The sequence below is a fragment of the Labrenzia sp. ATLA3 genome, assembly GCF_057180185.1.
Genome location: NZ_JBXUKV010000004.1, coordinates 363,401 through 386,026, shown reverse-complemented (window position 1 = coordinate 386,026; position 22,626 = coordinate 363,401). Strand labels below are relative to the sequence as shown.

24 protein-coding genes are annotated in these 22,626 nt (G+C 56.0%); 14 read left to right on the top strand and 10 right to left on the bottom strand.

Annotated features, from left to right (window positions below; translation table 11 throughout):
- Positions 1-13 precede the first annotated feature (13 nt).
- Both AC2A6O_RS13285 and AC2A6O_RS13280 read right to left on the bottom strand, forming a co-directional pair.
- On the bottom strand, positions 14-940 hold the full coding sequence (locus tag AC2A6O_RS13285) for a DUF6384 family protein (protein ID WP_498927674.1): 927 nt from the start codon (positions 938-940) through the stop codon (positions 14-16).
- A gap of 62 nt (positions 941-1,002) precedes the next feature.
- On the bottom strand, positions 1,003-2,208 hold the full coding sequence (locus AC2A6O_RS13280; protein WP_148586306.1) for a cell surface protein: 1,206 nt from the start codon (positions 2,206-2,208) through the stop codon (positions 1,003-1,005).
- A 307-nt stretch (positions 2,209-2,515) separates the two neighbouring features.
- Between AC2A6O_RS13280 and AC2A6O_RS13275 the strand changes: the two genes are divergently transcribed.
- Positions 2,516-4,969, top strand: a complete 2,454-nt coding sequence (locus AC2A6O_RS13275) for a DUF3772 domain-containing protein (RefSeq protein ID WP_498927671.1) — start codon at positions 2,516-2,518, stop codon at positions 4,967-4,969.
- Between the two features lie 78 nt (positions 4,970-5,047).
- Here AC2A6O_RS13275 and AC2A6O_RS13270 read toward each other — a convergent pair whose 3' ends face one another.
- The 4 genes from AC2A6O_RS13270 to AC2A6O_RS13255 form a co-directional block, all read right to left on the bottom strand.
- The gene (locus AC2A6O_RS13270; RefSeq protein ID WP_498927669.1) at positions 5,048-5,980 is read right to left on the bottom strand and encodes a pseudouridine-5'-phosphate glycosidase; all 933 of its coding nucleotides are present in this window, start codon (positions 5,978-5,980) and stop codon (positions 5,048-5,050) included.
- Between the two features lie 108 nt (positions 5,981-6,088).
- The gene (locus tag AC2A6O_RS13265; protein ID WP_498927667.1) at positions 6,089-7,051 is read right to left on the bottom strand and encodes a carbohydrate kinase family protein; all 963 of its coding nucleotides are present in this window, start codon (positions 7,049-7,051) and stop codon (positions 6,089-6,091) included.
- Between the two features lie 155 nt (positions 7,052-7,206).
- Positions 7,207-8,010, bottom strand: coding sequence for a class I SAM-dependent methyltransferase (locus AC2A6O_RS13260; protein WP_148586309.1), 804 nt, complete (start codon positions 8,008-8,010; stop codon positions 7,207-7,209).
- A 261-nt stretch (positions 8,011-8,271) separates the two neighbouring features.
- A complete protein-coding gene (locus AC2A6O_RS13255; protein ID WP_498927665.1) occupies positions 8,272-8,766 on the bottom strand; it encodes a translation initiation factor 2 in 495 nt (164 codons plus the stop codon).
- Positions 8,767-9,463: 697 nt separating this feature from the next.
- Between AC2A6O_RS13255 and AC2A6O_RS13250 the strand changes: the two genes are divergently transcribed.
- Positions 9,464-10,255, top strand: coding sequence for a hypothetical protein (locus AC2A6O_RS13250; protein WP_498927663.1), 792 nt, complete (start codon positions 9,464-9,466; stop codon positions 10,253-10,255).
- Between the two features lie 309 nt (positions 10,256-10,564).
- Positions 10,565-11,164, top strand: coding sequence for a hypothetical protein (locus AC2A6O_RS13245; RefSeq protein WP_498927661.1), 600 nt, complete (start codon positions 10,565-10,567; stop codon positions 11,162-11,164).
- A gap of 142 nt (positions 11,165-11,306) precedes the next feature.
- Here AC2A6O_RS13245 and AC2A6O_RS13240 read toward each other — a convergent pair whose 3' ends face one another.
- Both AC2A6O_RS13240 and AC2A6O_RS13235 read right to left on the bottom strand, forming a co-directional pair.
- Positions 11,307-11,771 carry a hypothetical protein gene (locus AC2A6O_RS13240; RefSeq protein ID WP_498927659.1) on the bottom strand — a complete coding sequence of 155 codons (465 nt, stop codon included), beginning with the start codon at positions 11,769-11,771 and terminating at the stop codon, positions 11,307-11,309.
- Positions 11,772-11,784: 13 nt separating this feature from the next.
- A complete protein-coding gene (locus tag AC2A6O_RS13235; RefSeq protein ID WP_498927657.1) occupies positions 11,785-12,885 on the bottom strand; it encodes a hypothetical protein in 1,101 nt (366 codons plus the stop codon).
- Between the two features lie 162 nt (positions 12,886-13,047).
- Between AC2A6O_RS13235 and AC2A6O_RS13230 the strand changes: the two genes are divergently transcribed.
- Together AC2A6O_RS13230 and AC2A6O_RS13225 are read left to right on the top strand one after the other, a co-directional pair.
- Positions 13,048-13,812: a PDC sensor domain-containing protein gene (locus tag AC2A6O_RS13230; protein WP_498927655.1), complete on the top strand. Its 765-nt coding sequence runs from the start codon at positions 13,048-13,050 to the stop codon at positions 13,810-13,812.
- A 336-nt stretch (positions 13,813-14,148) separates the two neighbouring features.
- The gene (locus AC2A6O_RS13225) at positions 14,149-14,757 is read left to right on the top strand and encodes a GNAT family N-acetyltransferase (protein WP_498927653.1); all 609 of its coding nucleotides are present in this window, start codon (positions 14,149-14,151) and stop codon (positions 14,755-14,757) included.
- On the opposite strand, the gene AC2A6O_RS13220 is transcribed toward AC2A6O_RS13225, so the two are convergent.
- Positions 14,737-15,588: a hypothetical protein gene (locus tag AC2A6O_RS13220; RefSeq protein WP_498927651.1), complete on the bottom strand. Its 852-nt coding sequence runs from the start codon at positions 15,586-15,588 to the stop codon at positions 14,737-14,739. The two genes, AC2A6O_RS13225 and AC2A6O_RS13220, sit on opposite strands and share 21 nt — an antisense overlap.
- Positions 15,589-15,609: 21 nt before the next feature.
- Positions 15,610-16,044 (bottom strand): helix-turn-helix domain-containing protein, encoded by a 435-nt coding sequence (locus AC2A6O_RS13215; RefSeq protein ID WP_498927649.1) that lies wholly within the window; start codon positions 16,042-16,044, stop codon positions 15,610-15,612.
- Between the two features lie 198 nt (positions 16,045-16,242).
- On the opposite strand from AC2A6O_RS13215, the gene AC2A6O_RS13210 reads away from it, so the two are divergent.
- The 9 genes from AC2A6O_RS13210 (at position 16,243) to AC2A6O_RS13170 (ending at position 22,592) form a co-directional block, all read left to right on the top strand.
- Positions 16,243-16,554 (top strand): helix-turn-helix domain-containing protein, encoded by a 312-nt coding sequence (locus tag AC2A6O_RS13210; RefSeq protein ID WP_416384426.1) that lies wholly within the window; start codon positions 16,243-16,245, stop codon positions 16,552-16,554.
- Entirely contained in the window at positions 16,554-16,856 is a 303-nt protein-coding gene (locus AC2A6O_RS13205) for a hypothetical protein (protein WP_498927647.1), read from the top strand. The genes AC2A6O_RS13210 and AC2A6O_RS13205 overlap by 1 nt, the downstream gene beginning before the upstream one ends.
- A 141-nt stretch (positions 16,857-16,997) precedes the next feature.
- Positions 16,998-17,837, top strand: coding sequence for a ParB/RepB/Spo0J family partition protein (locus tag AC2A6O_RS13200; RefSeq protein WP_498927645.1), 840 nt, complete (start codon positions 16,998-17,000; stop codon positions 17,835-17,837).
- Positions 17,830-18,288, top strand: a complete 459-nt coding sequence (locus AC2A6O_RS13195) for a hypothetical protein (RefSeq protein WP_498927643.1) — start codon at positions 17,830-17,832, stop codon at positions 18,286-18,288. Before AC2A6O_RS13200 ends, AC2A6O_RS13195 begins: the two co-directional genes overlap by 8 nt.
- Positions 18,285-20,450 (top strand): DDE-type integrase/transposase/recombinase, encoded by a 2,166-nt coding sequence (locus tag AC2A6O_RS13190; RefSeq protein WP_498927641.1) that lies wholly within the window; start codon positions 18,285-18,287, stop codon positions 20,448-20,450. The genes AC2A6O_RS13195 and AC2A6O_RS13190 overlap by 4 nt, the downstream gene beginning before the upstream one ends.
- A 67-nt stretch (positions 20,451-20,517) precedes the next feature.
- Positions 20,518-21,276, top strand: coding sequence for an AAA family ATPase (locus tag AC2A6O_RS13185; protein ID WP_498927639.1), 759 nt, complete (start codon positions 20,518-20,520; stop codon positions 21,274-21,276).
- On the top strand, positions 21,276-21,902 hold the full coding sequence (locus AC2A6O_RS13180) for a hypothetical protein (protein ID WP_498927638.1): 627 nt from the start codon (positions 21,276-21,278) through the stop codon (positions 21,900-21,902). Before AC2A6O_RS13185 ends, AC2A6O_RS13180 begins: the two co-directional genes overlap by 1 nt.
- Positions 21,899-22,282 (top strand): transcriptional regulator, encoded by a 384-nt coding sequence (locus tag AC2A6O_RS13175; protein WP_498927636.1) that lies wholly within the window; start codon positions 21,899-21,901, stop codon positions 22,280-22,282. The genes AC2A6O_RS13180 and AC2A6O_RS13175 overlap by 4 nt, the downstream gene beginning before the upstream one ends.
- Positions 22,272-22,592, top strand: a complete 321-nt coding sequence (locus tag AC2A6O_RS13170) for a hypothetical protein (protein ID WP_498927634.1) — start codon at positions 22,272-22,274, stop codon at positions 22,590-22,592. Before AC2A6O_RS13175 ends, AC2A6O_RS13170 begins: the two co-directional genes overlap by 11 nt.
- Positions 22,593-22,626: the final 34 nt, after the last annotated feature.

Sequence of the window (22,626 nt, the reverse complement as noted above, 5' to 3'; positions counted from 1 at the left end):
GCAATCCTACGAGCTACCATTTTGTAATTGCTCCGTCCTGAACGCCGGTGCGCCACTTGATGTCCAGCTCGCCCCGCCGCTTTTGCCCGAGCACGCCTTTCTGCACAATGCCGTCTTCCATCTTGTCGCGGCGAACGGCGTTATAGATGGTGTCCGAAACGCGCTGGCCCCACTTGTCGACCAGTTCGGCCTCGCTGCTTTCCTCCGACACGATCTTGCGATCCAGGATCTTGCCGTCCGGGTCCACGGCCTCCACCACGATGTAATAGTTTTCGGTGTCGGGATTGGATTCAGGAATGCGGGATACGCCCGTCGGCTCGCCTTCACGGGAGATGATGCGAACTTCGAACACTTCCTGCAGACGCCCAGCCAGATCGCGCAAGTCTGCCTCTGCCTTGAAGGCTGCCTCGTTGTTGCCGTCCGACAGGGCAAGGTTGCCGTCGGTGGCCAAACGCTCGGCGGTGGCTTCGACTTCGGTGTTTTCGGTCAGGGTGTCGATACGTTTGACCAGTTCGGAGTAGGTTGCCGGCAGCGCCTGGAGCCTTGCCTGCAAATCTGCCTCCGCACGCTGCGCGGGCAACTTGACGATGAAGTACCACGCGGCAAAGCAGACGATGATGATCGCCAAGGCCGCCGCCAGCCATTTCGACCAGGTGCTGCGCGAAATATAGATCATCGCCAGAGTTCGCTGGAACCCGGCGGAGGGCGGTGAATAGACAAAGCGATCGCGCTTCAGATCCTCGACGCCGGCCTTCAGGATGTGGTCCGGAACATCGATGCCCTGCGAGGCGTAGACCTGCCGCAGCCGCTCCACCATGGCAGCATCGCGTTCGTCGCTTTTCAGCTCGCGGGCCACCTGGCCTTCTTCATGACGCAGCGTGTCGACCACGTCCATCGCCATCATCAGATCATCAAGCGGGGCGTCGGAATTGCTTGCCATGAATGAATGTCTTCTTGAAACGGGGCGGGCCGGAGGGTCCGGCCTGCCGGATTATCGTGTGATCAAAAGGTCTTGCCCTGGGCGGTCAGCTTGGCGAGCCGCCGCTTGCCATCTTCCACGGCTGTGCGGATTTCCTCGGAGTTCTTCGTCGACATCTCACGCATCTCGTCGATGATTTCGCGCGACTGGATCTGGAAGTTGACGACGGAGTCGACCAGTTTCTTCACCGAAGCTGCGGCGACGGTGGGACCATACCCCGCCTCAAGCGCCTTCTTCTGCACTTCGTCGCCGATGTCCGCAAGCGTTTCCAGGCTCTTGTTGATGCCATCCTTCATGGCGTTCAGAGTTTCCGTGCTTTCATGCAGACCTTGCAGGCCGGTGAAGGAGGCGTTGAGCGCCGTCAGAACGGATTCGTTGGTGGAGAAGAAGCTGACTGACTGGGCGTAGACACGTTCCTTGGCATTGGTGGTCTGCACCAGACGCGCCATGATGACTTCGGAGGTGTTGTAACCGATGGTCAGGTTGTCGGAGAGATCCTTGGCGATCTGATAGCGCTTTTCCTCGTCCTGCATTTCACGCAGTTTTTCGTCGCGTGCCAGTTCCAGGCGCGCCTTTTGCGCCGGATCGCCGCCGGTGTAGGCTTCGACATCGCCCGATGCGCTTTCAAGCGAAGCCTTTGCGGCGTCCAGCTTTCCGGTCGCGATGTTCAGAAGTTCAAGCGCGGTCACTTCCGCCTGCTTCAGGGCGCCCCGGAAGTCCCGATAGGCTTCCAGAATGGTCTGTTCCCGCTCGATCTGATCTTTTGTTGCCCTGGCGACATCCTTGTAGGTGCCGCGAATATCGTCGAAGCGGTCGGATATCGTCCCGCGGCGGAAATCGCGCCACTTGTTGGACAGGTTCTCGGTGAAGGAGATCTTGCCGTCGGCCAACTGGTCGACCAGGGCCTTGGCATCGTCGCGGATGGAATTGAACGCTTCGGTGATCTGCTCATAGCGTTCACCGATATCCATCTGCTGAACCTGCGAACGGACAACCTCGTTGAAATTGGAGGCCTGGGCCAGCGTGCGGGTGATGATCAGCACCTTGTCCGGCGAGAGATCCGTGATCTGCTCCAGCAGGGCATTGATCGGGGCATCCTGCTCGCTTTCCGGTGTGATGCCGATATCCCGAAGCGTCGACAGGGCGCGGTCCAGATACTGAAGCGGTGAAAAGCTGCCAGCCGGAGCCGTTTCAGTCTGCGGGGTTTGAGGGCTTGCCGCGTCTGTCATGTGTGACCTCCTTCAAGGACGCGGCCCGGTTTAGGGTCTCTTGCCGCTGCGTCCTGTTAACGTCATAATTTTGCATGTTAGGGCAGGCTTGCGCCGCTCTGTCAACGGCTTGCCACGCATTTCAGGCCAAAGCCGGGCAGCTTGCAAAAACTGCCATCCCCCTTTGCTTAGACCGGTTTTGCGACAAATGTGTTTTGATGGTGCATTATCTGCCGAAATTCGCACATAAGGTCATGGCAGTGAGTCGACAGGCAAGCGCCTGTCGCCGTCTCGTCTTTCAGTCCGTAGCAAGTTTGTTGGCGCCTTCATGAAATTTCTCAAGAGCATTCTTCTGATTGCGGTTTTTGTCGCTGGTGTCACGGGTGGCCCGTTTGCGGCCTCGTCCAGGGCCCAGACAGCGGCTCCGGCCGTGGCGCAGAGTGATGACAGCAACGCCAAGGCGATGCCGCAAGCGGACGTCGACGACCTTTTCAGCCGTGCAACGACCGCACTTGAAGGTCGCAGTATTTCGCCAAGAACGCTTGACCAGCTGCGGTCTCAACTGGTCACCGTGCGGGATGAGAATGCGCGCATTGTTTCCCGCGGCAGTATTCGTGCCAGCGCTCTTAAAGCGCAGCTCGACAGTCTTGGTCCGCCGCCCGCCGACGGTGAGAAGGAAGCCGATGTCATCGCGGAGCGGCGCAAGGAGCTGCGCAATGCGTTTGCGGTCGCCAACACGCCTATCCGCCGGGCTTCGGAAAACTACGATGAGGCTGTGTTCTACATTCGGGAGGTGGACCGGCAACAGTGGGCAAGGCAGCTCGACAAGCTGTTCGACAGGTATCCGTCACCGCTGGCGCCCTCGACCTGGAAGACCGGGTTCGAGGAAATCTATGAGTTTTTAAAGCGCTTGGAGCGGGACGTGCGAAACGAGCTTACGCGCCCCAGCATTTCCCAGGAACTTGACGAAAAGGTGCCAGTTGCGCTCGGCCTGACGCTTTTCGGCATCCTGTTTCTGAGCTTTCTGCAGCATCCCATTTCCCGCGCGCTGAAGCGCTATTGCGAAAGGCCGGCAACCGGCGTCAAGGCATTGGTGCTGGCGCTGATCTACAACGCCAGTTTCATCGTGCTGCCGACAATCGGGGCTGTGGCGCTGATTGCGGTCTTCCCGGTTCTGGATATTTATCCCAATTCGGTTCGCACGGCGGTGATCGCGATACCCGTCATGGCGCTGGTCATGATCATCGCGAACTGGCTCGGGCACACGCTGTTCGCGCCGGGCCAGAGCCGTTGGCGCCTGCTGGATCTGGGCGACAGGGAAGCAAAGATAGGATTGCGTCTCTGTCAGGGTCTCGGCGTCTTCATGGCGCTGGAAGTGGCAGTCGAGGCCTTCGAACTGGACAATGCCTTCGATCTGGCGGCCATTTCAGTTCTCTCGGCTACGCCCATCGCCGTTGCCGCTATCATGCTGTGGGGTCTGGCCGGCATCATCCGCTCCAAAGATGCTGCCGAAAGCGATGAGCCGGAAAGCGAGCCGTCCGCGGAACAACCCGAGGAAGGCTCGGTGAAGCCGCAGGACTCGGGCTTTCTGCTGTTCTTGTCTCTCTTGATGAAGGCGTCGGCGGTTCTGGCCGTCTGCGTGACACTGCTCGGTTATGTGCAGCTCGCCCGGGTTGCCATCCTGCCGGTGATCATGACCGTTGCCCAGCTCGGCTTCGGGTTCTTGATCTATCATCTTGTGCTTGTCGTCGTGAAAGCGGCGCTCGGCAAGCGCGAGGACGAGTCTGTCCCCATCCTGGTTTCCTTCGGCCTCATCTGTGTGCTGACAATGATCTTCGCCCCATTGATCGCGATGACATGGGGCGCGCGTCCCACGGATATCGTCAGCGCCTGGCAATTGCTGACAAACGGGGTGCAACTGGGCAACATTCACCTGTCGCTGGATTCCTTCCTCGTGCTTGTCACCATTTTCGGCTTGGGCGTCATGGTGACGCGCTGGCTGAAGAACCTGCTCAAAACCACCGTCCTGCCCCAAACGAGCATGGATATCGGCGCGCAGAACGCCTTGGTGACGGGTACAGGCTATGCCGGGCTTACGCTGGCAGCGCTGATCGCGGTTTCGACGGCAGGCTTGAACCTGTCCAGCCTTGCGGTGGTCGCCGGTGCATTGTCGGTCGGTATCGGTTTTGGTCTTCAGACCATCGTCTCCAACTTCGTCTCAGGCATCATCCTTCTGATCGAACGGCCGATCAAGGAAGGGGACTGGATCGAGGTGTCCGGTCAATCGGGCTATGTGCGCAAGATCTCCGTCCGCTCCACCCGCATAGAAACCTTCGACCGTCACGACGTGATCGTTCCGAATTCGGATCTGATTGCCGGAAGGGTCACCAACATGACGCTGACGAACAAGTCCGGACGTCTCATCCTGCCGGTTGGTGTTGCCTATGGCAGCGATCTGGAAAAGGTGAAGTCGATCCTGTTCGATGCAGCTAGGGCAAACAACACCATCGCGCGTTATCCGACGCCGCAGGTGCTTTTCATGGGGCTGGGCGACAGCTCGCTGAACTTCGAACTGCGGTGCTTTCTGAAAGACATCGGCAATGTGATGATCACCATGTCGGACCTCTATTTCGAGGTTTATAACGAACTTGGCAAAGCGGGTATCGAGATCCCGTTCCCGCAGCGCGACCTGCATATCAAGGATATTGACCGGTTGGCCGAGGCGCTGGAGCGCCGGCAGGCGGCTCCCGTCGTTCAACCTGAAGAGGACAAGCCGTCCTGACGTCTGGTTAGGGCGTCCTGTCCGGGCTTCTGGATAGTCCCAGTTGAAAGCCCGGACGTTCCTTCGTTCAATCCGTGGTCAGACGAGTTCGACCGCAATGCGTGCGGCCAGGCGGGCATTGTTGCGCACCAGGGCAATGTTGGTGTCGAGGCTGCGGCCACCGGTCAGTTCCAGTATGGCGCCCAGCACGAAGGGGGTTACCTCCTTGCCGCGAATGCCCTTGGCCGACGCGTCCGCGATGGCGGCATCGATGTAGCCGGTCATCTCGTCCCGCGGGATCTGGGCGGCTTCCGGCACCGGATTGGCGATCAGCACACCGCCGTGGTCCGGAAAGCGGGACCGCATCTTCAAAAGCGCGCCGATTTCAGCCGCCGAATTCAGGGAGTAGGGCGCCTTGAGGCCGCTTGCCCGCGACCAGAACGCCGGCAGTTCTTCCGTGCCGAAAGCAATGACCGGCACACCCTTGGTTTCCAGCACTTCCAGCGTCTTGGGAATATCGAGCAGCGCCTTGGCGCCCGCGGACACCACGCAGACCGGCGTGCGGCCAAGCTCATCCAGATCCGCGGAAATGTCGAAGCTTTCTTCAGCGCCCTTGTGAACGCCACCGATGCCGCCGGTGGCGAACACCTTCAGGCCGGCGGCATGGGCCGCCATCATGGTGGCGGCGACGGTGGTCGCGCCGTAGCGCCCGGTGGCAAGGGCGAAGGTGAGGTCGGCACGCGAACACTTCATCACGTCGCTGGCCTGGGCCAGACGGTCGAGATCCGCGTCGGAAAGGCCAACCATGATCTTGCCGTCCATCAGTGCGATGGTCGCCGGAACAGCGCCTTCCGCGCGGATATCGGCTTCCACGTCACGGGCCGTCTCGACGTTCTTCGGGAAGGGCATGCCGTGGGTGATGATGGTCGATTCCAGCGCAACGACCGGCTTGCCGTTCGCAAGAGCCTCGCGCACTTCATCGCTGTAGACGATCAGATCCTTAATGGCGGAGGACGGTGTCGGGGTGGTCACGGCGTGTGCCTTTCTGTTTTTTCGTCCGGCGGCTTTCAGCCGGGTCAATTCTGCGGGTCTTATAGGCGCAAGACCGAAGCGCGCCAAGATTGCAATTTGTCCATATGGTCAAAAGTTGGCGAGGGCATCCCAGCTGAGTTCATCGGCGAGCGCGCCGGTGCAGCGCAAGGTCAGGGCGGCAGCTGCCAGACCAAACGGAACGGCTTCTTTCAGACCGTAGCCTTTTGAAAGGGCGGCGACGGTGCCCGCCGTCAAGGCATCGCCAGCACCGGTGACATCGACAATTTTTGTCTGAAGCGGAGCAAAGCGGTGGAGCATTCCTCCTTCCAGCACAAGCACGTCCGTGGCGGCGCTGGTCAGGACAAAACTCTTAAGGCCGCTTTGCATCAAGGCAGCGGCCAGGTCTTCGGACGTCGCATCACGCGACAGACCCGTGAGCGTGGCTGCTTCGCCGCGGTTCAGCATCAGGCAGTCCAGCTCGCCAAGGACGGCACGCAGACGGATGGCCTTGGCATCCGACACGGCATTGGCAATAAGCCGGCCGGGCCGGGCAAGGCCCGTCAGCCGGGCCAGCATCGCGGCGGGGAGGTTTGCATCCAGAAACCAGATCGTCTCCTGCGGTGCGCTCGCCGCAAGGTTTTCGACGATGACATCAAAAAGGTCTTCCGGGGCTTCGGACAGAACACGATCATCGACGCAGGCGGCCGCCAGATCACCGGCCGGATTATGCAGGGCGAGATACTGGCCCGTGGCGAAACCTGCCCGGGTCGTCACATGGAGACCGAGGCCTTCCTGGCGAAGCTGGCGGGAGAGCATGTCAGCGGCACCATCGTCCCCGAGTGCTCCCACCAGATGCGTGCCCACACCAAGACGCACCAGCGCACGGGCTATATTCGTGGCAACGCCGCCCGGCTTCGCACTCAGTCTGGAAGGGGTCGATGTCTCGGGGCGGATCGGCTCGCTGGCATGGGCGATCGTGTCGTAATGGATCGCACCGATGGCGATGACGGGAGAGGACTGGGCTGAAGTCACGTTCTGGACTGTCTCATAAAGGGCCGGGACCAGAACCAAAGGCTTGGTCCGCCGGGCGCAGGCAACCGTTGAAAGCGCGGGCTATCAGATTAAGTCGAAAGCGGCAACGGTGTGTGCGCGGCACCGCCGGTTCAGCTTGGATGGGGGAGCAGAAAACGCAAGAGACTAGCAGTTAACGAGAACGAATTCCGTCTTCATGGGGCCTTGGTGCCGACGATGAGGCCATTTCGACGCGTGGTTTTTAAAGTGCCTTGCAAGCGATCGCTTTCCTTGCGGATCAGCTCTGCAAGGTGCCTCTGCTGAGCCTCAGGCGCCGCGATTCCTGGCGGCATCGACAGTAGGAGTGTAACCGCATCTTTCGGATCGGTGCACGTCATAGTGTCCGAAAGATCAAATCGCCGTACACTGCCGAAGAGGTCACCCACCACCTGCGCAGCATCATCAAGCGAGAACAATGCGGCTCCTGGATCGACGGGGCTGCCTCCAAAGGCCTCGGCGCCAATGGTGTGCAGTTCGCTCATGTTTTCCAACGCATTTGTGCTTACGAAAACCTGGCCACCCGGGCGCAAAACGCGTCTCGCTTCACGTAACGCGGATCGTGGATCATCTACGTGGTAAAGGACGTGAAAAAGAAGCACTGCGTCGAAGGTTTCATCTGGGTGTGGGAGGGTGACTGCATCGGCTACCTTTGCGCTGACGACCTCGATCTTCTCCAACGTCGCCAGGTTCGCCAAGGCCTCCTCAATCATGCCCTGAGATGTGTCTATGAGAGAAAGACGAAGGTCGTCTGGCAGACGGTCAAACTGTGAACGCCAAATCCATGCCGGACCGCTCCCTACGTCCAAGACTTCCATCGCTGTCTGCAAATTCATATGGTCAATCAGCCAGCCAAACCAGCTGACAGTTGCATACTTCGCCTGAAATGAGCCTCGCGTCACGAGATGGCGGGGCGTCGCATAGTGCCTTTGCACTTCTTCATTTCGAGACTTGTCATTCATAACAAGATGCTACGCCAATTACTGGCCTCTATCCATCACGGGTTCCAGGCAGGAACCGCAATGCGCTTGATTTGAGAGGAGCCAGCTCTTCTCGAGCCTAACCACAGGAAGCGTCGCGACAGCCGCAAAATTTCGCATTCATTTGCAATGCTGTCCTGCCTCCGGTCAGGATATGCAGTTCCAGGCAAAAAGCGTTACTTTTTCAGACATCCAGGATCTCGCGGTTTGGAGATCTTGCTCGTTCAGTTTGTCCCGGTTTTGCTAGACTCCACCCGACTTCCGCATCACGGCCTCTTCCTGAGCGCGCTGTTTGGCAGCGATCTTTTCCTTGATTTCGGAAAGGTCACCCTTAGGCGTTTTCGGGTTCCTGGGATTGTTCGGCACAAGCTCGACGAGGACCGGATTGGGCGAGTGGTCGAGCGTGGCTCCTGACACGCTGTCGACGCCGACACCGATAACGCCGCCGATCAGAACGTTGCCAGCCATGCCGGCGACGCCGCCGGGGGCGACCTTGGTGTTCACCTGGACAGTCTGGGTCTTGTAGCCTGCCTTGGAAACCGTAACGGTGAATTCCTGTTTGCGGGAGACGTGAAGCGAGCAGGGCGAGGTGTTGCAGGTCAGGCCGACGGAGGTGGCGATTTGCGCACCTTCCGGAGAGGCATAAACCAGTACGGTCTCATTGGTGCCGCGTGTTGCTGTCGCGCAGGCAGACAAACCAAATGCAAGCGCGAGGCACGTTAGTTGGTAGGGTTTCACGTAAACAACTTCCCAGCCGATTAGATAAAAAGAAGCGTAGATCTAGTCGAACCGCAGCTCTCTGCAAAAGTGTTTTTAGAGATATGGTTGAGACGCGTCCTCATAGCCACGGAACAATCACGCTTGGGCCTCTGCAAACCCGGTGCAGTCGCGTCCAATTTCCTCATGCCAATGGTTATGACCTGACAGGCGGCAATGGCTCGTTGCCCTATCAGGGTTGCCGCAGGCACAGTGATTCTGTGCAGACGCTATTCGTGTAACGCGCAAGAACGGATGGCGGTTAACGGGATTATCTGGGATTATCCGGTATCTCGGGGTTTTTGGCGGAAGTCTGCCGGTTTGTGGCGGAAACGCGCGGGGCCATGCGGGAATTGGCGCGCAAGTTCATTTGGCGGAAATGGTGCGGCTTGCGCGGTGGCGATTTGAGAGCCATTCGAAATTGCCTTTTGAATTCAAGCGTCGGGCAAAAACAAGGTGGGAACTTGTACGCACTTTTATCGACCAGTTCTCACCTAGCAAGGAACAGCAAATATTCGCGGTGTAGTCGCGCGAAATCGCATATACGATCCACAAAGGTGGGAACTGCGACTGAGTCTTTGAAGTTACATTCCGTCAATTGTTGAATTAACTTTCGAGCGAGATACTGCGATAATATCTCGTTCCCTATCCGAGTTCCAATAAGACAGCGGTGATTGGCTTGCCAGACAAACAATTTTTGGAGGAATACCCTCTATACAAAGTGTTTCGTACAAAAATCCCCGAAACCATGGATCTTATCCGTAAGCCAAGTATCAATTTTCATTGTGAGTTGTGCGGTTCGGTCCAAACATATTTGATGGAAAATGAATACTATTATGCATCGCGCGTTTCTAATGAGGACACATTGAAATACAATCTTCGTTGCCGATACAAATGCACCGGATGTGGTAAAGATAAGCGTGAGTTCTTCCTAAAGGTCTCAGATGATTTCGACTGGATAATGAAAATAGGTCAATTCCCTGCTTGGGAAATTAAAGGTGACCGACGCATTGAAAAAATGCTTGGTGATCACAAACATTATCTTTCTCGAGGACTCATCTGCGAGTCACAAGGATACGGCATCGGAGCCTTTGCTTACTATCGACGTATCACAGAGGAAATAATCGATGCACTAATTAAGGACGTTGGAGAATTAATTCCCGAAGGAGAACGAACTCTTTTCGACAAAGCCTACGAGAAGATTAGCAGCACTCGACAGACATCTGAAAAAATTGCCCTTGTGAAAGACTTACTCCCTACTTCGCTTCAGATTGAAGGAATGAATCCGTTGGGAATTCTTCATACTTCTCTCAGCGAAGGGCTTCATGCTCAAAGCGACGAAGATTGTCTCATCCACGCTGAGACTGTAAGGGAAGCGCTAATATACTTGGCGAGTCAAATCGCGGAAACCAAAGCAGCCAAAAGTCTGTTTTCGGACAAAATGCGAAAGCTCCTAAGTAAAAAGACATAGCTGCACGAATCTGTTCCATATGACACATTATGCGATTCTGGAGAGGCGGGTAGAATTAAGCGGTCCCCGCTCCTTCAATTAGATGTAACTCTATTTGAGAGTTTTCAGGTTTTTCGAGACTGGCGGAAATCGAGTTCAAAACATCGATTTATTCGCATTGGCGATGACAAACGCGCTTTCGTCATTCTAACTTGCAATGGAGGAAGGCGAAGTTCAATTTAACGTTGAATATCCAAAGGCCACATGTATACTATTTGTATATCTTCTAAATATTCTAATGAATGTGTAGTTGTTAGTGGGGTTTAGGTGATGTGCCGTTTGGTCTCTGTAAAATCTATATTTACTATTCTTTTTGTGATTTTTACTTTATGTGAAATTTTGATTTCGAATGTTATGGCCAAGGATATGCAAAATCTTCTTTTTAAACCAACGCTAGAGCAAAGGCTATTCGAGAAATATCCTAAAGAATTGGAGAAACGACTAGCGGAAGAAAAGAAGAAAGCTCAAGATAGGATCAAAATTAGAGAGCATGGTGGCGGTGCGTGGACTGGCGGAACTAAAACGAAAAACGTGGATACGAGTATATGTATTGGGGAATGCGTTCAAACCCCGGTAACGAAAAGAATACACATCGAAGGATACGTTGAGTTAGAAGCTGATCCAGAAGTTTATAGATATGATAGTGAAAAGGCGAAGCGAGTTGCCAAAGATACCGCTAAGAGTTGTCATTTAAGTGGGGTGGCTGCATGCATTGGATCAGGAATTCCAGGAGCAGTGAATGAGAGCTGTTACCGAAATTTCTTTAGTACCTGTGTTAGAACAACGGATCAACTTACGCAGATTTTGGAAGAATTAAACGTCATTGGGTATGTCAAATTCACAGCAAGGTTTGGTCACAGCGAGCACTGAAGCCAAAAGCCTGTTTTGAGACATTCTCTAATTGTTTTATTTCAAAATTTTCCATATTGCGCGTTATGCGAATCCGGTCCAATGTTCGGCACATTCAGTTGCGAAAGCGACTTGGAAGATTGTAGCCAATTAGATGATAAGGTCATTCCGCCTTTCGCTTAGAAATTTCTTTTAACTCTCTTATCTTTTCTTCAACTTCCTTAGCGTCTGCAGCAAAAAAAGTGTATTTTTGCCCGTCAATTTCCGTCTCAACAGATATTCCCCGACTGTTACGGTTCTTGAGCCAAATTTCGATAAGAGGTCGCGCTTCTTTAAAAAACGCCCAAGCGGCAGTGGCCCCACCAGCAAAGTAAAAATTAAAACTCTCATATATATCTGTTATGTTTCCGCCGTCAGAAAATCTAACACTACTCTCGGAAGTTTGCTTGTTTTTTAATATTTCGTGTTCATACGCAGAGGCAGAGCGAATAATACCTTTCCATGCCGCATGAGATGATTCCCGATCACTATCGATTGGTGTCCGTTTTATTTGAACTGTGCCGTCGGTTGATCCGTTGGGGCCAATTACTCTTTCTTCTGTCTGCTCGTTAAACGAAATCAGTAGCATAGAGCCCTCCAATTTAGCGGTGCGTCACAAAAATCGGAAAATGGTCAGAGCCATAAGTGTCTGATCCCTTTCCTAGGCGTTCGAATTTCGCTTCGTGACCGACAGGTATGGCCATGTGATCAATAGCGCGATCGGCAAAAGCTTTGTCGTCGTATGTGCTGCCGAGGCTCTCTGTGAGGATGGTCCACTTTCCTTTGCCAACGAGGCTTTCAGACAGAATGGCAAAGGTGTCATCGAAGCCGTCACCATCCGAGCACGCATCGGCGGGAAAGGGGGCCTTTTCGCAGGAGAAGTCCTGGAGGGTGCAATCGTCGAATGACGAACCAACCTTGCCTGGTTCAAACGAGGTATTGAAGTCTCCGGCGATCAGAACGTCTCTGCCCTCGGCGACTGCCTTATCAGCTTCCAGCTTGACTGCAGCGATCACGCGTTCCCGCTTCATGGCGCTGCTAACGGTTTCCTTGGTCGCCGCTGCGAAACCGTTTTCCAACATACCAGGAACGTTGGGACTTTCTGGAAGCCCAAGTCTTCTCAGGTTTTTGTTGATATCGCTTGCAAGGTAACACGTTGAATTGCGGCTGGATTTCAGGTGAACCGGAAACACAGACAAACCGTTGCTCAGGTCGACGCGCATTGATACCCGGTCAAAGCCGCTCAACTGGTTAATGCCTGGGATGCCAGCGGCATCGACTTCGACTTCAGATACTGGAACCGAGACTTCAGCGCCGGTCTGGTCAATCACCGGGTGCGTACCATCCGGTTTTGGATCGTATTCGATTACCTTTTCGATTGGCAGTTTGCTGATGACCGCGGCTTCTAACGCGAAAGACACGTTGTTTCGCATCTTGGCCCAATCGGTCACAGCCAAATAGTAGTTGGGCCAATTGAGGCCGTCTGCCAGTACTTTTGCCTCTTCGAGCCCCGCGACCTCAAGCAGGATGAGCACGTCTGGCTCAAGTGCGACGTTCAGGTCGCTCATGTCCTTCTGACGAGCCCGTACGCTTTCCAACAGCTGCGGGGAGACGTTCCATGAAACGATTTTGGTTTCAGCCGAGGCTGGCAACGCCGTAGCAAGCAAGAATGACGAGATGCAAAGAGAAATGGTGAATTTCATGATCAAAGTGCTCCAAATAAATGAGCCTGAACAGCAAGTATCTAACCCGAAAATGCACAACCTCTCAATGTAAATTTCGAGTCACGGTTGAGTCACGCTACGCCGCTACCCAGAGCATTCATGCGTCTGCAATCGCAGGCGCTTTCTGGGGGAGTAGCCTAAGTGGTTCGAATTATTTCGGTTCTTGTTTTTACGTTGTCTCTGGTTGGGTCCGTGCATGCGCGAGACGATTTGGAAGCAACAGATGCTTCGTTGCTTGTCTCCGACGCTGTTCGGTCAGCAAGAACCAATCAGCTGGCCGCAGAGCGCATATTGTTCGCCGCAGATCAGGCGATCGATGCGGGCGCTGTGATCGTCTCTTCGGTCAAAAACGACAGGCTTGTTCATACCGAGCTTAAGCGTCTGGCATCCGGTGTGCCTGGAGCGAGGGCGATCATCGTGATTGGAGACCACGGTCAGCTGCTTCATGACAGCTATAAGTATCCGGTTTCTCCTCTGAATCTTTCTGATCGAACCTATTTCAAGGAATCCTTGGCGGGCTCGGACCTGGTCGTAGGAAAACAAGTGGTGGGCCGCACGTCGGGAGCTTCGTTTGTTCCGCTTGTTAAAAGGCTTGGATCCTTAACTTTCGTCGTTGTTGCATCGCCATTTGCGCTCGTCGACCTGCAAAGTGAGTGTGGCGACTGCTGGTCACTTGCCTTGCAACGAGACGGAACCATCGTCACGATGTTTCCGCCGGAAGCACAGGTCAGCCCAAACCTAATCAATGTCGCGGTCAGTTCAGAGGAGACTTACGGATCCCGCGTGGTTAGATACAAGAATTCAGTTGTAGCGGTCGCGTGGAGAAAAAGTCTCGATTTCCCGTTGATTAATCTGAGCGTTCGCGGTCTCCCTGACACCGCAACGGTCGATATCGATATCTACTAGAAAGCGCTTTGCAACCTTGTATCGGTCGTCAACGACATCCCATGTATTGTCAGATTGGGCTTGCAGCCACAAAGATGAAGCGGGCTCACCCGTGGAACAGGCTGCCAGCTCCGCCAGCTTTGCAAGGTCATCATCCGTCAACCTATTTGAGGAATAAGAAAACAGTCCGGCAGCAGTCGCAAATCCAATTGAAAAAGCCAGAGCGGTCATAACGCCTAGCTTGAGCCAACCTACGTTTCCAGAAACTTTATCTGTAATAATCTGGCGCAGAAAATCATCGCGCATTGTTCGCCCCTTGCACCCTAAGCCTTTGCAATTTAAAGGGGAACAAGCGCAATGTCTATCATCACGGGTATACGTCAGGCGGAATTGTCTGACGTTGTAAGAATTGCCAGTATTCACGCTTTTTGCTGGCGGGAAGTCTACGCCTTCATGCCCGATGAGGTCCAAGCGCAACGTGGCTTCGACTACCGGTCCTGGCAATGGCTGCGCTGGTTTGAAGAACGCCCAAAAGGGCAGGCCGTTTTCGTTCTGGAGGCCGCCAAGGAAGTGGTCGGTTTCGCTGTCGCCAAGCCGAACACAGACCCAGCCATTGACGCCCTCGGCGAGTTTCATGCCTGCTACATTCTGCCGGATCATCGCGGCGGAGCATCGGGGCCGCTCGCCATGCAGGAACTCGCAAAGTTCTTGAAGTCCGAAGGTCTCTGGCCCGCGTGCGTCTGGGCCTTCAAATCCAACCCTTACCGCCGCATTTATCCGGTACTTGGTTGCAAGCCTACAGTGTTCAGAGACCGTGTTATCGCCGGTGTCGCACTTCCCGAGATCGGCTACCGCGTCACGGAATACGATGAGCTTATGGCTCGTCTCGACCGGATGCGCGCTTCAGCTGCTCAGCGGCTAAACAGATCCCTGCAGAAGCCGCATTTAACCATTCTCATGGAATGACTTCGGTGCGTACTTAAGTGTTTTCTTAAGAATTTCACGGCCAGTAGGCGTTAAAGATGCTCGTGTGTCGTAGAAGAATGCTAGAGTTGTGTTTTTTCTAGGCCTGTTAATGTGGGAGGAATTATTAAAATCTTCCCAGCTAGAAACCAAAGCTATCGATATCAAGAAAACAGAAGTGAAAGGAATAATTAATTGATAGAAAGATGAAGCGGAAAAAAGTCTATCTGCCTGAATTTCAATGTTTTCCTGAGTTCCTAAAAATATGATATTATAGAAAGCGTATAATAATATAATATTAACGACCAACGTAAGTCCATAAAGATAGTTGTTTTTTACTATCAAAAGGCCGATCTTTTCAAGCTTTTCCGCGTATATATTTTCGATTGATTTTCCCTTTTCTACTCTAGATATCGTAAGCAAATCTTTTTTTGAGATTTGTTTGGCAAGTCCAATTAGGTATGCTTCGTTTGCACCGCCATCTTTCATAATATCTTCGAGCAGGCTCTGCCATAGCGACGCTTCAGGTGTTTCAGGCTCTGCTTCGGCTGCTCCCGTTAACCACTCTTCAAACCGCTTGGCTGCGGCAGGTGTCGCCGGTAGCGAGAGCTTGGGATTGTGTCGAGTAACTTCGTCGATGTGGGTATGCACGTTCAATTTTTTTCCGTCGACAATATCTTGCGCCCATGCACCCAATGATTTCCCAAACACTTTGGCTGCAGGTCCCAGTAAGTCGCTCATCCAGCCTTTAGATGACATCTCATTTATTGTATTAGCGGTGTCCAGGATCTCCGAGCCGTCTGCAGGGTCTTCCGCGCTGCCCTCTTCTGCCATTTAGTCCCTCCATTCATAAACTCATTCTTTAATGTTCGTTCCTCGCTTCAGCTGCTCAGCGCTAAATTCAATCACCTCGGCCGCAGCTTCGGTCTTCACGTCTTCCCGAGTAAGCAGGTAGTCGAACATCGCTAGACACTGATCTGCAAAGGCGGCCGGTTTGGTGCGCCTTGGCAGCTTCTCATAGTAGGTTTCGCAGATGTTCCAGAGGAAGCTGCGGATATCAGCCAGAGACACGTTCTCGATGCGCACGTTTGCTCCTACGCGCATCGAACCCTGCCCGGTGATTAGCCATTCTAAGTTGATCCCATACTTGACCCTATACACTGCCAGAACACTGGCAGTTGGCTCACTTTCACCACGCTCATAAAACGCGAGTGTTGAAACGCTGACGCCGAGATTTTCTGCAACCTCGGCTCGCTCAGGGTCACCCAGTTCCCTTCTGACATCACGCAAACGCTTTGCCAGCGGCGTCTTTGGTTCCTTTTCAGGCCTCGCCAACTGTTCACACTGAAAAGCGAAATTTCGCTTTACTAAAACGAAAAATCACTTTACCCCTATTTTTGTCGGCCCGATACGTCGCGCCGATTTGTTACACACCAACACCAAAGAAAACGGCTTGCTGCAACAAGCCGTTTTCCAGCGAGGCACCCGATGGCAAAGCCCAAACAGGTACCGCTTGACGGTTGGGATCAGCATTCGATCATGGCTGAACTTCACCGGCAAGGCATGACCCTGGCTAAACTCGCCAAGGCAAAGAACAGACGACCCGGCTCTTTTTCCCACGTCTGGAAACGCCCGGTCTCTATCGCTGAGGAGGCTATTGCCGAGTTCCTCAAAACTCCGAAAGAGAAGCTGTTTCCGGACCGGTATCCCAAGCGGACCGCACGAATCCTTGATAGCAAATTCGAGGACTACGGCGCTAGCCAGAAAGCTTCGGCCCGGCCGGACAGGAAGGCCGCCTGATGGGCGCGCACGATCAGGCGATACTGTCCGCGCAGACGGGCGGGGGAGTGATGAGCATCGTACCCTACCTCGTCGGTCTTGGCGGCGCTGTCGCTTTGCTGCTGACGCTGCTCCTGATCGCCCATTGCCTGCTCTATCCGATCGTTGCACGTCAGGCCGAGCGGGACGCCTTCCTCGATGCTGAGGTGATCGCCGCAGCGGAAGCCAACAGGCGGCAATACACGGTTTTCGGCTACCGGAAACGGCCTCGCAACTCTCTCTTTTCAAAGCTTCTGGCTGCCCTCCTGTTCAGGCGGACCTAGGGCAGATGGAGCGCGTCACCTGCGTCAGTGGTGAGACGCGGCGCTGCCGTAATTCAGGCCACGTCACTACCTTGCCGGGCGGCATTCGAATTCTTGAGACGAGCCGCCCGGTCTTTTTCCCCGAAGTCATTGAGGTGCAAATTGAGCGCGTATCAGTCCATCAAGGTTTCCCTGATCGACATTCCCGAAGGTCGCCTTCGGGACGTGGACCAGGATTGGGCAGAATGCTTGGCCGGCATGTTTCAGGAAACCGGCCAGAAAACGCCGATTGACGTTGTCGCCAACGGCAGGCGGTTCACCCTGGTTGCCGGTGCGCATCGTCTGACAGCGGCCGGCATCGCCAAGTGGAAAGACATCGACGCCCGCGTACTTGAACCGCAGGGCGAACAGGCAGCAGACGAACTGCGCCTGCATGAGATCCTTGAGAACCTTGGCCGCAAAGACTTCAACGCTCTGGAACGGTGCGAGGCGCTAGCCGAAATGAAGCGCATTTACGAGGCGCTGCATCCGGAAACCAAGCATGGCGGCAAGCGCGGCAATCAGCATACAGGCGGCGAAAGGAGGCAAGTGGCAATTTTTGCCTTTTGCCAAAACGCTGCCGAGAGCACCGGCCTTTCTGATCGATCAGTCAGGCTCGCGGTGCAAATCTTTGAAAGCCTGTCACCTGAGACCCGCGAGCGCCTGAAGGGCACTGCCTACGCTCAGAAGCAAAGCGATCTGAAAGCGCTGGCCGGTCTGGACGCTGATACTCAGGCCCAGGTGCTGGAGCTGATCCTAGGCGACCGGCCTGCGGTCTCTTCCATAGCCGATGCCGTTTTGAAGATTTCCGGAAAGGCTCCGGAAAGTGACAGCGAAAAGCGGTTCCGAACCGTTTGCGACTATCTTCCCAATCTGCCGAAAGCATCGCGCCTGGGCGTCTTTCGACAGCACAGGGCGGAGATCGTCGAGCTTGTCAAAAAAGAGGGCTGGCTCGATGCGTAAACATCGCGACGACTTCACCATCGATATGTTCACCGGCTGGACGCCGCCGCGCGTCTCTGTCGGTTTCGAGCCCGATGCCTTCCCCGGCACTCGGCTGGCGTCCCGGATTAGCCGGGCCATCGCCAGGGCGCTGAAGGACTGTGGAAAGGACCGCCCGACCGTCGCTGCCCAGATGAGCGAACGGCTTGGCTACAAGGTCTCGAAAGACACGCTTGAGGCCTATGCCTCCGAAGCCAAGACCCAGAACAACATCACGGTGGAGCGCTTCATCGCGCTGATCCACGTCACCGGCAAGACCGAGCTGCTCGGCTTTCTGGCTGAAGGCTTCGACATGGCCGTGATCCCCAAGCGCTACGAGAACGTCATCGAACTGGCGCTGATCGAGGATCACGCCCGGATGATCGAGACCCGGAAAAAGACACTGCAGGCCGAAATCCGGAGGACCAAATGAAGCTCTGGCTCACGGCCCAGGAGATCGCCGACCTGAAGCTCGACGGCTTTCCTGCCAGCAAACGCGGCATCCAGAAGCTGGCAGACCGGGAAAGCTGGGCGGATAGCGGGCTTGCAAAAAAGCGTGAGGGCAGGGAAGGCGGCGGTGGCCTTGAGTATCACATCGACTTGTTGCCGCTGCCGCAGCGGCTTGCCTATGCCGGATCGTTCGTTCACGTGGACCGTGTGGACCTTGTGACGGAGACGGATACGACCCTGTCCACCAAGGAGCGGACTGCCCGCGATGCACGGCTGATCGTTCTCAAGGTCGCAGAACGCTTCCGCAAGACCTGCGGCATGGGGGCCAAGGCTTCCGATCACCTGTTTGTCAGCCTCTACGAGGCCGGGCAAGTGCCGGTTCCTGATTGGGTGAGGGAAGCCGTCAAGCGGTTGTCCCTGCGCACACTGGATCGTTGGCGCGGCGCGGTTCGCACAGACATCAACAAGCTGGCCGCCGATCCGTCGAAAGCCCGGAAAGGCACTGGCGTGCTGGACCGGGCCGAGGACGGACGGCTGCGCAACTACTGCCTTGCTGTCTATGCGTCCAATCAGTTCCTCTCTGCCAAACACATCCGCAACACGGCAATCGCCGAGTTTGGCACGACCGTCCAGGTGGGCGATGCCCGTGTGCCGATGCCGCCTTTGAGGACGTTTCAAAACGCTCTTAAAAGCTGGAAAAGCGAATACCGGAACGAGCTTTTGAAGCTGACAAACCCGGATGCCTATCGCAGCCATGTCCAGTTTGCCGCCACCGGTGCCAACCGGGTGGAGCGGTTAAACCAGAAATGGGAGATCGACGCCTCGCCGGTGGACGTGATGACCACGGACGGCCGCAAGAACCTCTACATGGCGATCGACCTCTATTCGAAGCGCGTCGTCCTTTTGATCACAGATACGGCGCGGGCGGCAGCGGTTGGTCTGCTGATCCGCAAGTGCCTTCTGGAATGGGGCGTGCCGGAGCTGATCAAGACGGACAACGGCTCGGATTTCGCCGCCAAGGCAACGGTTCGACTGCTGGATGCGCTTGGTATCGAGCAGGACTTTTCGACGCCTTACAGCCCGCAACAGAAGGGCACGGTGGAACGGGTTATCGGCACGTTCCAGCGCGATTGCTGTGCACCGCTGCCGGGCTTTGTCGGCCACTCTGTCGCCGACCGCAAGGTGATCGAAGCCCGCAAGAGCTTTGCAGATCGCCTGGGCACAGATGACGCGAAGATGTTTCAGGTGGAACTCAGCGCCAAGGATCTGCAGGCCGAAACCGACCGCTGGTCTCGCGAGCAATACGCACACACACCGCACGAAAGCCTGAAGCGGAAAACGCCATTTGAAGTGGCCAGCGCCTGGAAAGGCGAGGTGCGCGCGGTATCGGACATTGCGGCCCTGGACGTTCTGCTCGCGCCGATCGCCAGCAACGGAGGCCAGCGCCGCGTTACGAAACAAGGCATTCAGGTGAACGGCGAACACTACATGCCGTTCGGTGTGATGCCCGGCACCGATGTACTTTGCCGCCACGACCCCTCAGACCTCGGCCGTTTGTGGCTGTTTGAGCCGGATGGGGAAACCTATCTGGGCGAAGCCATCTGTCCGGATCTGGCAGGTGCCGACCCCGTTGTCATCGCTGCCCAGGCGAAAGCGATGCAGAAGGCGCACGAGCAGGAGAAGCTCGCGGACCTTCGCCGGGAGAAGCGCAAGATCACGCCGCGCACCGTCATGGAAGCACAGCGCGCTGCCTACCAGCACAATGCCAGCGTGGTCGCTTTCCCTCAACAGCGCGACGAACACAAAACGGCAAAGACCCTTGCCGCAGCCGACGCCAAAAGGCGGCGTGCCCCGCGCGACCTGTCCGACCGCGAAGCCGCGATGATGGCGGAGCTGAAGGCCGATGGAGCTGTTCCAGCCGCCAAGCCGGCAGCACGGGTTCACAGGCTCGGCAATCCCGAAAGTCACGAGACGCTTTACCGGCGTGCCCTGCAACTGGAGCAGCGTCTGGAGGAGGGGGCAGGGATATCAGACGACGACGCCATCTGGCTCGCAAACTTCAAGAATGGGCCTGTCTACAAGGCCATGCGGCTCATGTGGGAAGACACCCAACGGCTCAAACACCGCGTGCCGCCCGCGTCTTAATGGGCAAGAAAACGGCCCTGAAGGCGGCAACCTTCAGAGCCAGATCACTTAGATAACGGAGTGAAGAATGACGAACGGAGACAACTCTGTCAATGCCGGTGGCCTCGCGGCCCTGAAGAACGTTTCCCGGTTTTTGGTCTTGATGGAAACCCTGATCAATCGCGGGCCTCACTTACCGGGCATTGGCGTGTTTCACGGCTTTTCCGGTTACGGCAAAACCTATGCCTCCATCTACGCCACCAACAAGAAGCGGGCTTTGCGTCTGGAGGTGGGCGACAGTTGGACGCGCAAGAAGTTCCTGGAAAACCTTCTGGCCGAGGCGGATGTGAAACCGCGCAAGTCCTCGATCGCGGACCTGACATCAGAAGCGATCATGGCTCTTGGCGACGACTTTGAGCGGCCGCTGATCATCGACGAGGCGGACAAGCTGGCCGACAAAGGCATGCTGGAACTGGTTCGCGAGATCCAGGAGCACAGTCAGGTGCCTGTACTGCTGATCGGCGAGGAGCAGCTTCCCAATAAACTGATGAACGTCGAGCGGGTGCACAACCGGGTGCTTGAGTGGGTGCCTGCGGAGCCTTGCGATATCGACGACGCGAGGGCTCTGGCGAACCTGTTCTGCCCGAACCTCGATATCGATGACGATCTGCTCGATGTGCTGGTCGACAAGGCCCAGGGCCGGGCGCGGCGCATCGTCGTCAACCTCAACAAGATGCTGGAATACGCTCGGAACAGCCGGGAAGGGTCCTTCGATGCCGGCTCGTTTGAGAGCGGTTGGTTCTACACGGGAGAACCGCCCCGCCGCATTGCGCGGAGGGTTGCCTGATGCCCATCCAGCTTGAATTGAGAGTGACAGCCGGTGAGCCAATCTATCGCGGCAACGACCACTACTGGAGCGTCATCCGAGACCTGGGCAAGAACAAGGGGTGCTTCACACTCCAGCAAATCCATCAGCGTTGTGACGACGAAGGCATCGGCCGGGTGAAAGAGTTTCTGCGCCGGCTGATCTTGGCCGGGATTGCCGAACGTGTCTCCGGGGATGAGCCGGGCAAATTCCGCACTGGCGTTTATCGACTGGTGAAGCGGCCGGCGCCGACACCCTGTCTCAATGCGGACGGCTCGCCGGGCCGTCAGGGACGTGTCCAGGATCAGATCTGGGTGGCGATACGATCGCTCAAGACTTTTGATGTGACCGAACTGACGATCGCCGCGTCGACGGATGAGATCGTCATGAAGCGCGAGACGGTGCGGGACTATGTCTCGCATTTGGAAAAGGCTGGTTACCTGCAGACGCTCCGTAAGCAATCCCCAAAAGCGCCTGCGATCTGGCGGTTGAAGCCTTCCATGGATACCGGTCCGAAAGCACCGAAGATCCTCGCCTCCAAGATGGTCTATGACGCCAATCGCAAGGAAATCATGGGCAAGCCCGTGGCTGTCGAGGTGGCGGCATGAACGGGCTTTCTATGCAGCAGAAAGCGTCCAAGGCCTGGGGTGGCGGCGTGCCGGACTGGGTTGCGGAGCTGGCGGACATGGCCGAGCGCCAGGGCCTAAATGCCTGTGCTTCGCGGCTCGGTTATTCCCCGGCCGTGATCAGCCAGACCATCGGTAACAAGTACCAGGGCGACCTTTCGAAGGTTGAGGACAAGGTGCGCGGCGCTCTGATGGGCGCAACGGTCCATTGCCCTGTTCTGGGTGAGATCGGTCGGGACGTGTGCCTTGGCTGGCAGGCGAAGCCGAAAGCAGTGACCAACTCAACCAGGTCGAAGCTCTATCGCGCCTGCAGGAACCGCTGTCCTCACTCCCGTTTGAAGGGAGGCAGCCATGCTCAGTGAAGATCTGGAGTTTCTGGCACGTGAGCTGGACATCCGCAGGGATGCGTTCGGAGGACTGATCTTGCCGCCAACTCGGACGGAGTTTGTCGGCAAGATCCTGGAAGAATGCGTCCGGATGGCAAAGCAGCTGGAAGCCAACGCGGTGCGCCGCGATCCGGTGCTGGTCGATCTCTCCGATCCAAAGATCGAGCTTTTCCCGGTCGCCAAGCGCCCCGTGCCCGCTGAGGGCGCATCAAACAGCAATCCACACAGTGTCCTCTTCTTCGGGATCGACTTGGGTCGAGACCCGGATGAGGGCGGAGCAGCTTGAGTATCTCCCGGCGTTTAGTGGGACTTTAAAGGGA